Origin of the sequence: Peptoniphilus duerdenii ATCC BAA-1640, from assembly GCF_000146345.1 — a bacterium.
Taxonomy (GTDB): Bacteria; Bacillota; Clostridia; order Tissierellales; family Peptoniphilaceae; genus Peptoniphilus_B; species Peptoniphilus_B duerdenii.
The window spans coordinates 517,538-530,498 of the sequence record NZ_GL397071.1; the positions used below are offsets into that span (position 1 = coordinate 517,538).

Annotated in this window: 10 protein-coding genes and 1 pseudogene; 10 read left to right on the top strand and 1 reads right to left on the bottom strand. The window is 40.7% G+C overall.

Features of this window, described 5'->3' with window-relative positions:
• Positions 1–52 precede the first annotated feature (52 nt).
• The 4 genes and pseudogenes from HMPREF9225_RS02385 (at position 53) to HMPREF9225_RS10460 (ending at position 3,969) form a co-directional block, all read left to right on the top strand.
• Positions 53–1,207, top strand: a complete 1,155-nt coding sequence (locus HMPREF9225_RS02385; RefSeq protein WP_008901333.1) for an AlbA family DNA-binding domain-containing protein — start codon at positions 53–55, stop codon at positions 1,205–1,207.
• A gap of 381 nt (positions 1,208–1,588) precedes the next feature.
• Complete coding sequence (locus tag HMPREF9225_RS02390; protein ID WP_008901334.1) at positions 1,589–2,890, top strand: hypothetical protein; 1,302 nt, start codon at positions 1,589–1,591, stop codon at positions 2,888–2,890.
• Positions 2,891–3,056: 166 nt separating this feature from the next.
• A pseudogene (locus HMPREF9225_RS10615) lies at positions 3,057–3,116 on the top strand (hypothetical protein); the annotation flags it as partial.
• A gap of 184 nt (positions 3,117–3,300) precedes the next feature.
• Positions 3,301–3,969: a relaxase/mobilization nuclease gene (locus HMPREF9225_RS10460; RefSeq protein WP_425357256.1), complete on the top strand. Its 669-nt coding sequence runs from the start codon at positions 3,301–3,303 to the stop codon at positions 3,967–3,969.
• A 699-nt stretch (positions 3,970–4,668) separates the two neighbouring features.
• On the opposite strand, the gene HMPREF9225_RS02405 is transcribed toward HMPREF9225_RS10460, so the two are convergent.
• On the bottom strand, positions 4,669–5,649 hold the full coding sequence (locus HMPREF9225_RS02405; protein ID WP_040551280.1) for a helix-turn-helix domain-containing protein: 981 nt from the start codon (positions 5,647–5,649) through the stop codon (positions 4,669–4,671).
• Positions 5,650–5,834: 185 nt separating this feature from the next.
• Between HMPREF9225_RS02405 and HMPREF9225_RS02410 the strand changes: the two genes are divergently transcribed.
• From HMPREF9225_RS02410 to HMPREF9225_RS02435, 6 genes are read left to right on the top strand one after another with little or no spacing between them, the layout of a single operon-like run.
• Positions 5,835–6,434, top strand: coding sequence for an MptD family putative ECF transporter S component (locus HMPREF9225_RS02410; RefSeq protein ID WP_023055085.1), 600 nt, complete (start codon positions 5,835–5,837; stop codon positions 6,432–6,434).
• Positions 6,431–7,162 carry an energy-coupling factor transporter transmembrane component T gene (locus HMPREF9225_RS02415; RefSeq protein ID WP_008901339.1) on the top strand — a complete coding sequence of 244 codons (732 nt, stop codon included), beginning with the start codon at positions 6,431–6,433 and terminating at the stop codon, positions 7,160–7,162. Before HMPREF9225_RS02410 ends, HMPREF9225_RS02415 begins: the two co-directional genes overlap by 4 nt.
• A complete protein-coding gene (locus tag HMPREF9225_RS02420; RefSeq protein WP_008901340.1) occupies positions 7,159–8,628 on the top strand; it encodes an ABC transporter ATP-binding protein in 1,470 nt (489 codons plus the stop codon). The genes HMPREF9225_RS02415 and HMPREF9225_RS02420 overlap by 4 nt, the downstream gene beginning before the upstream one ends.
• A 1-nt stretch (position 8,629) precedes the next feature.
• A complete protein-coding gene (locus HMPREF9225_RS02425; RefSeq protein WP_008901341.1) occupies positions 8,630–10,387 on the top strand; it encodes an ABC transporter ATP-binding protein in 1,758 nt (585 codons plus the stop codon).
• Complete coding sequence (locus HMPREF9225_RS02430; RefSeq protein WP_008901342.1) at positions 10,387–12,096, top strand: ABC transporter ATP-binding protein; 1,710 nt, start codon at positions 10,387–10,389, stop codon at positions 12,094–12,096. Before HMPREF9225_RS02425 ends, HMPREF9225_RS02430 begins: the two co-directional genes overlap by 1 nt.
• Positions 12,097–12,107: 11 nt before the next feature.
• A complete protein-coding gene (locus HMPREF9225_RS02435) occupies positions 12,108–12,479 on the top strand; it encodes a metal-dependent transcriptional regulator (protein ID WP_008901343.1) in 372 nt (123 codons plus the stop codon).
• Positions 12,480–12,961 lie beyond the last annotated feature (482 nt).

Sequence of the window (12,961 nt, forward strand, 5' to 3'; positions counted from 1 at the left end):
CTTTGCTTACAAATGGTATAATATAAATAATAAATATTAGTGGAGAAGGTATATGGTTGAACTAGAAGAAATATTAGAATTGATGAATCTTAGGCAGGAAGGTGGGTACTGGGATTTTAAAAAAGAATGGTATAAATCTGATAGTAAAGGGAAGCAAAATTTGCTTCATGATATTATTTGCATGTCTAATAATTTAGATAGTAGAGACGCTTTTATAATAATAGGTGTCGACGAAGAAGATAATTATAATGTTAGAGATATAAGTGAAGACGATGGAAGGAAAAACACTCAAAACATAGTTGATTTTCTAAAAGACAAAAAATTTGCGGGTGGTTTAAGACCAACGGTATATGTAAAAAGCTATCAAATATTAGGTAAAACAATTGATGTAATGGTGATATTGAATGACAATAACACACCATATTATTTGACAGATAACTTTCAGGGAATTAGGGCAAATTATATTTACACGAGAATTCAAGATACTAACACACCTGTAGATAGATCAGCAGATTTAGATAAAGTTGAATATTTGTGGAAAAAACGATTTGGACTAACTCAAACAGTTTTAGAAAGATTTGAGATTTATCTTGAGGATTATGAAAATTGGAATGATGGTCCATATGGTGAAATGCAAAAGTACTACAAGTATTTTCCAGAGTTCACTATTGAATATGAGAGTGCTAGAGACGAAGGAGATGGATACAGATATTATTTTTTTTCTCAAGTAGATTCAAGGCCACATTGGTATGATATAAAATTTAGATATCATCAGACACTATTGAAAGAATTAGGTGGGGTTGCTTTAGATGGAGGCAGGTATTTTACGCCTTGCCCTGAAATAGATGGAATTACATTAGACAAAAACAATAGCTTTAGTTGGGATTTTTCATATAGGTATTTTACGAAAGGAACTTTTCTTTATAAGTTAAATCAGTTTTTCTATTTTCAGGAAAGCTTTAGTGATAAGTTTTCTAGAGACAGATTATTTGAAGTTGTACTATTATTTGAATCAGAAGAAGAACGCATAGAATTTAAAGAATTTATTAGGAATAATTGGTATAATAGAAAAAAATATTTAAAAAATGTACACATGCCCAATATTCCGAATTTTCCACAGTACAAAGAGGGGGCATTTGTTGAAGAATATGAAAATGCATTAGTTCTCAATAAAATGTTAGAAGAATTTAGAAATAGTGCAGAATAAATATGTTCCCGCATACGAGAATTTTGAGAAATTTCAAATTTTATCAATACTGACCACTCAAGCCATGTGGAGACTATCTGTTTGATGTCAAGGGTCGGAGCGTAATAAGCTATAAAGCTCGGTGATACTCCGGTTTTCCGGTAATCGGGCTGATTTATCATTGGGCAGATAAAACGCTCTGTGGAAAATTATTCAAAGGTAAATCAGATCAAAAAGTGTGAGAGTTGAGTTGCCCTGATAGATGTCGCTGTGTTGAGTTGCCGAGTTAGATGTTGGGGAAGTTGTGGCTGTGAGATAGATGTCAGGGCTTAAAAGGCTTGATATATTTATTCGCAAAATTTACGTGTCTATTATAGAACGGTAAAAGGAGGAATTTCGTCAATGGAGTATGTAGTCGTTGGAATATGCATCGTGGCAGTGGTGGCCATTGCTGCATTGTTAATATATAGGAGAAAGAGAATGAATTCTCTCGAAGGTGAGCGTAAATCCGATCAGGATAGTGGTGCGATAATTACACAGCAAACCATTGAATTATCTCAGTCAGACCCGAAGCTTGATGAACTTGTTATTCAGATGGAAATGCTTCCTGCAGAAGTAATAGCAGATGAGAATAAGCTGGTAGAAATAACTGATAGTAAAGTTCTGGCGCGAGTGAACAATCTTGTCCCCGGATTGTCGCAGGTCGGTGTATTAGGTTCAAATGCAGTCCAAGCCGCAAAAGCAGGGAGCGAGGTTTTGTATCGCGCTATAATCCCGGCCGGTGCTAAACTTGCCAATTCTAAGGCTATGGAAGGAGCGGTTCGAGGATTCTATCATGGTGATAATGGAATCAAGGGTTATGCAGACTTTGTAGAAGTTCAAGCTCAAAATGTAACGGCTGTAGCAGCAAATACTGCAGCGGCAGCTATGAGTGTTGCATCAATGGTTGTCGGGCAGTATTACATGACGCAGATAAATGCAGAGCTTGGAGAAATCAGTGATGGAATTTCAAAAATATCTGATTTCCAAGATAACGAATTCCGAAGTCGGTTTTTTTCACTCGTTGCTCATGTTAAGAAAATTGCTGACTTTCAGGTAGAGATCCTTGAGAATGATGAATTGAGACTGTCAAAGATTGCGCAGCTCGATAATCTGGAAGAAGAATGTACTCAGTTACTTGGTCAGGTTAATTTAACTTTGGCGGGTTTTGCAAAGAAAAATGATCTGGATTATGCATCTTATGAAAAGGAATTAAAAGAAGCGCAAAGCTGGTATACATGCCAAAAAGCATTACTTGATGTGCTGTATAAGATTTCCGACTTGAGGTATACGCTTTATATGGGGGCTGTCTCAAGAGAGCAGTGCGCAGCGCTTTTGCCGACATACACAAAGCAGGTGGAAGATACTCAAGCATTATTGACTGGGTGGCATCAGACATCCGTAAATCGCTTAGGCATTGATACAGACGAGATCAAGCGTAAAAGAGTTGGATTCGATGGCGTCATTCATTTTATTCCCGGATTATTCAATGATGACCTTAAATTTAAGGCAATAGATGAAAGAACTGTAGAAATGATAACGGATCAAGCTTCAGTAAAATCTATTGTACATTCGCAGGATACTTCTGATCTTTATGCCGATGATGTGCAACTTATTTCTAAAGACGGCAAAATTTACTACTTACCGATGGATAAGGCGGAGTAAGGAGAGATCTGCATGAGTTTATCAGCGAGAAGGCGCCGGGACAAGAATATGGATTAACAGCTGAAGAAATGAATGTTATTCTTAAAGAAGAAGGGTTTCTTTATGGTAAGCCCGTTCATTAAGCCAAAAAGAAATTTACGTTTTCTTTGAAAAAGAAAATATCAATATGCTCGATTCCAAAGGCGAGGTTTTGATGACCATTATGGCCGCTCTTGCGCAGCAGGAATCGGAATCCATCTCGGCAAATGTAAGGCTCGGCATTCAGTTCAGAAATCAGCAGGGAAAAGTCAGAGTCAATCACAATCGATTCCTCGGCTATACAAAAGATGAAGATGGGAAACTCATCATCGTTCCGGAGGAAGCTGAAATCGTATCGACTGAAACTCTCTGGTTGGGAGAAAGCCGCCCGCATGGACAGTTTGGGCGAAGGATATGGATTGGAAGATTTGAGGGCAGTTCTCTTAGGGAAGAAAGCACATACCCCGCGAAAGAAAACAGTCACACAGGCAGAGCCGCCGAAGGTCAATCTGCTGGTGGACATTCAGGCAAAATTGCAGGCTGGAAAAGGTGCTGGCTATGCGCGATGGGCTAAAGTTTTCAATCTAAAGCAAATGGCGCAGACCATGAATTACCTGTCAGAGAATAACCTGCTGGAGTATGCGGTTTTGGAAGAAAAGGCTGCGGCTGCCACGGCACATCACAATGAACTTTCGGCGCAGATCAAAGCGGCTGAAAAGCGCATGGCAGAGATTGCTGTTCTGCGTACTCACATCGTAAATTATGCCAAGACCCGTGAGGTTTATGTAGCATACCGCAAAGCGGGTTACTCTAAGAAATTCCGGGAGGAACATGAGGAAGAAATTCTGCTCCACCAGGCTGCTAAGAATGCCTTTGATGAGATGGGAGTCAAGAAGCTTCCCAAGGTCAAAGAGTTGCAGACGGAGTACGCGAAATTGCTGGAAGAAAAGAAAAAGACCTATGCCGAGTACCGGCGTTCCCGTGAGGAAATGCGGGAGCTTTTAACGGCAAAGGCAAATGTAGATCGAGTGCTGAAAAATGGAGGTAGAACAGGATGTTGAAAAAGAAAAAGACCACGGCCAGCGGTAAGCTGGTTCTGGTAAAAAGCGTTCGCAGAACGCGCAGCCACAGAATGAAATTCTGTGTTCAAAGGGGCTTGGGGGCGCTGCCCTCAACAAGCAAGCAGAGAGGAAAATCACAAAGGGATTTTCTTCTCTGCTGGCCTGTGTGTATTAACACAGGCATTGCTTGCCAGTATTATTCCCGAATTCAAGATAATTTTGGAATAACCACCTTTCTCGCTATTCCGCATGATGGGGGCGGCAGGCGTCATCGAGGAACTGAAAGCTCGTGTCCCATACACTGGGTGGGCTGATAAATACACTGAAAGCGCAGGTGGAGAAAATTATACAAGTAGAACTGATATCCAAGTAAATCAAAACCACCCGTTGATGAACGGGTGGTTTGAACAGGCACTATAAGGGCCTATCTCCGGTGGTGGCTCTCTAAAGAGGGCATTATTGCCCCCAGTTGAACTGGGGGATTTTATCATTCCTATTCGGTGCCATAAAATGGGCGCCAGAGAAAAATTCCCTGACGCTCGCTTCTTGCCCAACTAAACATGATTGCTATTATGTAGAAAAAAGCAAGGGGATTTTCGAATATGTCGAAATATTTTCCTTCTGCTCTGCTAAGCGAAGATGATATTTCAATAGTTTATAGAGGAACTTCTCTAAACAGAATGATTTATTATATCGTTTTTATTGATTTTTTTGCTGTGCCCACTTCCGATATTCAGAAGGATATAGACCAGTACTTTTTTTGAAGTCTCTTGAAAAACGACCAGCATTACTATATCCAACAGCCAGAGCAATTTGCTCAATTGAAAAATCGGTGGAGCAAAGGAGATTTTCTCCCTGAGATAAACGCCGTTGTTGAATATATTCCGTAATGGTGCAGCAATAGACCTGCTTAAATGTAATTTTCAACTTTGTTGTTCCCATGCAGGCAATGCGCGCTAGTTTATCTAAAAGAATTTCTCTGTTGTAATGATCGTTGATATACGCAGCGACATTTTCAAGAGATTTTATATCCTGTGATGAAATACGGACTTTCCCTCTTTCTGGACTCTTTTTGTTATGTTCGACAATCAAAGCAACTGCCTCGAAAACTTTACTTTGGAAGAATAGTTTTGCGGCCATTCCATCTCCATTATAATTCCAGATTTTGCGTAACAGAGAAACCATTTCAGGGAAATCATTTGCTTGATCAATCTCGCGAAATGCTTCATCTGGATTTATATATTCATCTGGAAATGCTTCTTTTAGATACTTTTCATAGTAAGCAGGCATAATCTCTATACCAATCGTCCGAATTGGTATGTTTTTATGAAAAATTGCCTTGTATGGGTGCTGGCCTCCAAAGAATGTTTTTATACATCCCGCGGTAAGGCGCCGGTAAGGCATGATTTCTTCACCAGATACAGATTCGTAATAGGTGATGCTTAGGCTCTCCGGCCAGTTTAGGCTTTCCTGATCGAAAAATTCATCCTCGTAAAAATAGAAATCATGTATTTTGATATTAAATAGGTTTTTTTCACCGTATATCCAATAAATTCCCTCTCCAAATGATTCAGGCAAACAATAAAAGTTTCCAATAGAGCTAAATTTTCCATTTGGTGGCATTTTCTGAAAACCACTTTTTATCAACATAGTATTGAATTGAGCAGCAATATCGGACATAATCATCTTCCTCAGACACATTAGACATACTTTCAGACACATCGGACGACAATGGGCTGAATGTGTTGCGAAAGCAAATCAGTTCATGTATAATTTTATACAGCGGTTAGCTGGAACTAATCAAAGCTTACCACATTGATTTTAAAAAGTCAAATGTGGAATATATCAAAATGGAGGAACAAAAAATGTCTAACACGAAATCCGGTCTTTCTGTCAAAGAACTTATCGTAACAGGTGTCTTTTCCGCAATTATCTTTATCTGTATCAGCCTTAGCGGTGGTGTGTTTGCGATGATGCCAGCACTCACTTTCTACTATCCTGTCGGTGCTGCTCTTCTTGCTGGTCCAGTGTATTTGCTTATGGTTGCGAAAGTACCAAAGAAAGGCCCCATTTTTATTGCAAGTGCGCTTATGGCAATCTTTTGCTTTGTAACAGGTATGCACATTGGAATGACAATCGGCTATTTAATTGGTGGAGTACTTGCAGAAATTGTCGCACACACTGCAAATTATAAAAGCAAAAAAATGAATATTCTTTCGTATGTATTCTTTTGCTTGGGTGGAACTGGCACATATATTGCATATTTTATTAACCCGCAAACATGGGTAAATACTATGCTGGAAAAAGGAACGACACAGGAATATCTTGATAGTATGCTTGCATCTACCAGTTGGATCGTACTTGTAACAATGTTGATCGGAACAATAGTGATTGCTTTGCTCAGCGGTTTTGTTGGAAGCAAGCTATTAAAGAAACAGTTTGAAAAAGCGGGTATCACAGCGTGAATATACAGTACACAAAAATTCATAGTGGATTGTGTACGTTTGATCCACGTACAAAAATCTTGTTACTTGCAATCACTGTATTTGCCGCAACGATGGCTCCATCGTTGCGGCATGTATGGCTATTAGTGTTATTCATCACACTTTTTGGATGCACATGCGGAAAAGCCAAACGCTCTTTATGCCATCTGATCTTTTTTGCTTTATTTTATTTACTGACCCTTTACGTTCTCTCTCTTGAAACGGGTGTTGTACATACGATGTTTGTCGCATGGATGGGGCTTTTCTACAAAGTGTATCCTTGTGCAATGCTCGCTGGAATCATACTGTCCACAACGAGTGTAAATGAATTTCTGACAGCAATGAATAAAGCACATGTTTCTAAAGGAATATACATTCCGTTGGCAGTTATGTTGCGATATATTCCGACAATTCAAGAAGATTGGCACTATATCAAAGACGGTATGCGTTTAAGAGATGTATCACTTTCGTTTAAGGGTTTTATTCATCACCCTGGGATGACAATTGAGTGTTTGTATGTCCCGCTTTTAATGACTGCGTCCAAGGCAGCTGATGAACTTGCAATTGCATCTGTAACAAGAGGCATTGAAAATCCTCATTCACGGACCTGTCTGATACAAATCAAATTTAGAATACAGGATATTTTGGTAATCATTTGTTTCTTGTTTCTTTTGGCGTTGAACGCAGGTGAGATTGGAGGTGCGGTATGATCCAATTCAAAAATGTTGGCTTTGCCTATGCAGGGACAACCGCTTCCGAAATCGGAGTAAAACATATTGACCTATTTGTAGAAACAGGAGAATGCGTTTTGCTTTGCGGTCGTTCTGGGTGTGGTAAGACAACAATTACAAAATTGATTAATGGACTTATCCCTAATTATTTCCCTGGCGAGTTAAATGGCGATGTACAAGTGGATGACCTGAAGGTTTTTGAAACACCTACATATCAACTTGCTGAAAAAATCGGATCTGTATTTCAAAATCCGAGGACCCAGTTCTTTAATGTAGATGTGGACAGTGAAATCGCATTTGGAATAGAAAACGCGGCTGTCCCACCGGAGGAATTGCATCGTAGACTTGGAAATACTCTTGATGTCTTACATATCCGTCATTTGCAGGGACGAAATATATTTGAATTATCCGGGGGCGAAAAACAAAAAGTTGCCTTTGCGTCTGTGTATGCAATGGACCCGGATATTTACTTGTTGGATGAGCCGTCTTCTAACTTGGATATGGCCTCAATAGCGGACTTAAAAAAATATTTGCAGCTTCTGAAAAAAGCGGGAAAAACAATTTTAATTGCTGAACACCGCCTTTATTATCTTCTTGATATAGCAGATCGCATTGTATATTTGTCAGAAGGGGAAATCCAGGCAATTTGGACGTCAGCAGAACTCAGAAAGCTCTCGGATGTTGAAAGAAAGAATATGGGGCTGCGCGCTGTGGCGTTAGAAACTGTGTATCCCGTTGTTGCCAATGTTCCAATTCAAAAACCTGTACTGGAAATACAAGATGTATCACTATTTTACAAAAAGCAGATGATTATCAGTCACATCTCAATGCAGGCTTCTAAAGGTGAAATCATTGGCGTTGTCGGATGCAATGGAGCTGGGAAAACGACATTCCTTCGTGCTTTATGTGGGTTGCATAAAGGATCCACAGGGAAATTCTTGTGGCAAGGCAATGCACAAAATGAAAAGGAACGCATGAAGCGATCTTTTATGGTTATGCAGGATGTTAACTACGAATTGTTTGCAGATAGTGTAGAAGCTGAATGTACGTTTGGAATCAGATACACTGATCCTGCGCTGGTGAAAAGAGCATTAGATGATTTGGACCTTCTTTCTGTCCGTAAACGGCATCCGAACACACTTTCCGGAGGACAAAAGCAGCGGGTTGCTGTAGCCGTTAGTATGATATGCGGTAAGGAAGTGGTGGTTTTTGATGAACCAACTTCGGGTCTTGATTATGACAGCATGGAGCAAGTTAGCAAATTGATTCAGGACCTTGCAAAAAATAAAGTCATATTTGTTGTCACTCACGATTATGAATTTGTCTGCCAAACATGCTCGCGTCTGATTCGCTTTGATTGTCACGTTTTGGCAGATGATATTCCCGTTTGTATAGAAAACAAGGAAAGAATTTATGCACTTATGGAACAGGGGGAGAAAAAGTGATATGGAGCAGAAACAAGAAAACCCAATAAAACTTCTTTTGTCATGGTCGGGGAAAAGTAAACGGTATCTTTTTGCGTCCGTCGCCTGTGCTTTTGCAAGCGGCTTATTTGTAATAGGGCCGTATATTGGCATTTATAACCTTATGGATGCGATTTTATCCGAAAATATAACACAACGGTTATTGGTGAATAATATCGTACTGATTTCTGCAACAACTATCCTGCGTATGATTACTTTGGCTTGTTCAGGCGTTCTTTCTCATAAAGGAGCTTATGGTGCATTATATCGTGTACGTTGTATGATAGTGGAACATTTGGCAAAAGTTCCGTTAGGCGTACTGGATGATCATAGCACGGGAGAAATCAAAACTGTTTTAAATGAGGATATTGAAAAACTGGAACTATGCCTTGCTCATAATATTCCAGAGTTGGTAAGTTATCTCACTGGTCCGATAGTCATTTTTATTTATTTAATGACAGTAAACATTCCATTAGCGATAATTTCTTTGATTCCCCTTCCGATTGCAGGAATTGTTATGATACATCTTTTTAAGGGTATGTCAAGTATCATGCATGATTCAAACCAATCTCTTATTGCATTTAATTCGATTATGATTGAGTACATTCGCGGAATGCGGTTAATTAAAGCCTATAATATGGGAAGTAAATCGTTCAAAAAATTCTCGGATGCCATTAAAGAGGAAAACAGAGTATGGAATTTGATCTCGCGTAAAATGGGACCTCCCTTTGCAATTTTTATTATTATTCTGGAATGTGGAATGGTTCTTTTGGTTCCTATTGGTGGAATGCTGTTTTTAAGAAATTCTATCACTTCCAGTGTGTTTTTGCTTTTCGCTTATGTTGGTTCTCTATATTTAACTGAGCTACTTCCACTTCAGCAGTTAGGAACAACCTTTGCACAGGCATTGAATGGAGTTACTAAGACAAAGGAAATACTGGAGTTGCCTGTTTATGAAAGTGATGGGGATTTTCCTACACATTGTGATATTGCCGTTAAAAACATTTCCTTTTCATATGATGGGAAAAAGAATGTTCTGGAGAATTGCAGTTTGTATGTAGCTGAAGGAGAGAAAATAGCTCTGATTGGTGTTTCCGGTGCTGGTAAAAGCACAGTCATTGAGCTGATCTCCCGATTTTACGATGTGCAGGAAGGTCAGGTATTAATCGGCGGTATAAATGTAAAAAACATAAACTATGAAAAATTGCTTCAAAACATATCCATTGTATTTCAAAAGACGTTTTTGACCCGCGACAGTGTTTTGGAGAATATCCGTATGGGCAGTAACGCCACTCTGGAAGAAGTGAGGGCAGCCGCAAAAGAGGCACAGATTGACGATTTCATCATGTCTTTGCCAGATGGATATGATACGAAAGTAGGCAGTTTTGGCTCCCGTTTCTCTGGCGGAGAAAAACAAAGGATAGCGATTGCAAGAGCTATTTTAAAAAATGCTCCTATTCTGATATTAGATGAAGCCACAAGTGCAGCCGATCCCGAAAATCAGTTGGAAATAGATCGGGCAATTGAGAATCTTTGCAAAGGGAAAACCGTTTTGATTGTCGCACATCGTTTGGGTGCAGTTAAAATGTGTGATAAAGTGGCAATTGTCGAAAATCACACGATAACCGATGCAGGCACCCATGAAGAAGTCCTTTCCAGAAATAATTATTATAGAAAGGCATGGAGCGATTACAATGCTTCAAGAAAAATCGTCTATGGCGGGAAAGGAGATGAAGCATAATGAAAGAAACAGGGCCATTGCATAAAAATATCCACTTTAATATAGGCGTGATATTCACGGTTATTGAAGGTTTTCTTTCTGGATGCAGTTATATGACGATTTACCTAGTCATTCAGATTCTGCTCGGCAAGAAAACAACTACAACAGACATCTTAACGATCACAGGAATTCTGTGCGTAGTCTATGCTTTGCGAGTGCTTATTTACAGTATAGGTTATACACAGAACCAGATCGGCGGGGCTGCCGTTTCAAAAAATCTTCGCCTTTTCCTTGGAGATAAATTTAAGAGGATTCCTCTCTTTCGCTTCACACATGGGCAGGTGGGGCAATATGTAAATACAATGACATGCGATGTAAATAGTTATGAACAAATATTGACACACAAGGTAAGTAACTTGACCAAAAATATTGCTCTGGCCGTTATGGTTATTGTATTTATCTGTTATTTGTATCTGCCCGCAGGAGGGATCCTTTTGCTTTCTACTTCCATGCTGATTCCTGAAATGTGGCTTTCTTTCCGAACGGTAAAAAAGTATGGAACCAGAAAAAATAAGGTTTCATCTGAAACAGTAAGCAGCATTGTGGAATATATAGAAGGTATCCAGACGTTTCGTGCATACGGCGTGGCTGGCACAAAAAATAAGGCAACCACAGAAGCAATGCAATTGTTCAGTCAGGTCAGCTTTGAATATGAAGCACATGGTATTCCCATAAACTTTGCTTTTAACATTATTAACTGGCTTATGGTTCCTTTTATTATGTTTATTGGGATTTCTCCGTGGATGGCAGGAGAAATTCGGACGATTGATTTTCTGCTTTTATGTATGCTCCCTATGTTGCTGGCAAAGCTAATCGGGGCAATTTCAGTAGATTTGTTTAGCTACAAAAACCTTGTGATTTCAAAAAACAATATTTTAAAAGTAATCCATGAGCCAGAAGAAAACGGCAGTACAGAACCGTTCACAGTTAAGAATTATGAGATTGTTTTTGATAATGTGGACTTCTCCTATATTCCTGGCGAAGCAGTTTTGAAGGAAACTTCCTTTATAGTTCCAAATCAGAAATTGACTGCAATTGTTGGTGATTCCGGTTCCGGTAAATCCACCATCTTGAACCTGATCGCCAAATACTATGAGCCGACTGGCGGCGAAATCCGTATCGGCGGTAAGCCAATCAGTCATATATCCGCTGAGCGTGTGTTGGAACAAATTTCGATGGTAGATCAGGATGTATTTCTCTTTGATGATACCATTCGTGAGAATATCCGGCACGCCCGCCCCAATGCCACGGACGAGGAAATCGAGGCTGCCTGCCGGGAGGCTAATTGTGACGGCTTCATCCGCAAGATGGAAAAGGGATACGATACGCCGACCGGCGAAAACGGAAACCTTCTCTCGGGTGGTGAGCGTCAGCGAATTTCAATCGCCCGCGCTATCCTGAAAAACAGCCCGATCCTGCTTTTGGATGAAGCAACGGCGTCCCTTGACATCGAGAACGAACTGGCAGTAAAGCAGGCCATCGCCAATCTGCTGAAAGAGAAAAAGACTGTGGTAATGATTGCTCATACCCTTTCCATCGTCAAAAATGCAGATCAAATCCTTGTGGTATCTGGCGGAAAGATTGCTGAAGCCGGTACTCACGATGAATTGCTGGCTAAAGGCGGAAAGTATGCGGCCATGTGGAACGCCGAACAGAAATTATCTGCATAAGGGAGGTCTTAATGAAACTTCATGCGTCCGGGGAGGACTATCTGGAAACCATTCTTGTTCTTCAAAAGAAACTCGGTATGGTACGCTCCGTAGATGTGGCTCGGCACATGGAGGTGTCAAAGCCCAGTGTGTGCCATGCAGTAGCAACCCTGCGGGACGGTGGCTTTCTCACGATGGACAGCGACTATTTCCTGCACCTGACCGATGTAGGCCGGGCAGTTGCCGAAAAAATATACGAGCGCCATTGCTTTTTCACTGAGCAGCTTATCGCAGCGGGCGTTGACCCTGAAACTGCGGAGACCGACGCCTGCCGGATTGAACACATCATTAGCGACGAGAGCTTTTTGCGGCTGAAGGAGGCAGCTGCACAGGAGCAAGACTAAACTGAATATGCCAAGCGATCCTGCCCCGCCAGACGGGAAAAGAAAAAAACCGTTGCAGGGCAGGTAGCTTCGTGCGCCCATAATGGCTTTTCAGGGTACTGCGGCGGTTTTGAGTAACATCAAGGCCGCCGTTCCTTATGCCCTCGACAAAGGAGTGACGCCTATACGCTGATACGGCGGCTTTAGGAGGGAGCCGCCGTGAAGCAAAGATCGCTTCGACATAATTCGGCAGGGATTTACCTGCAAAAAAAAGCCTAACCGTCAACCGGCCTCCATCTGCTTATGAACAGGCACTATCGTGGCTGGTCCATAAGCGTCATAAGTCCTTTTTTAGCAGCGCCAGCCGCCGTTCTTCGGATGCTGGCGCTTTTGTTGTATGACGGGCATGTTCTAATGCTGGGGTGAAAATCCCTACAGAGCGTAGTTACCGACGAATCTAATAGCGACTTGCAAGTTTTAGATGGTGACATCTAGGAGAGAAT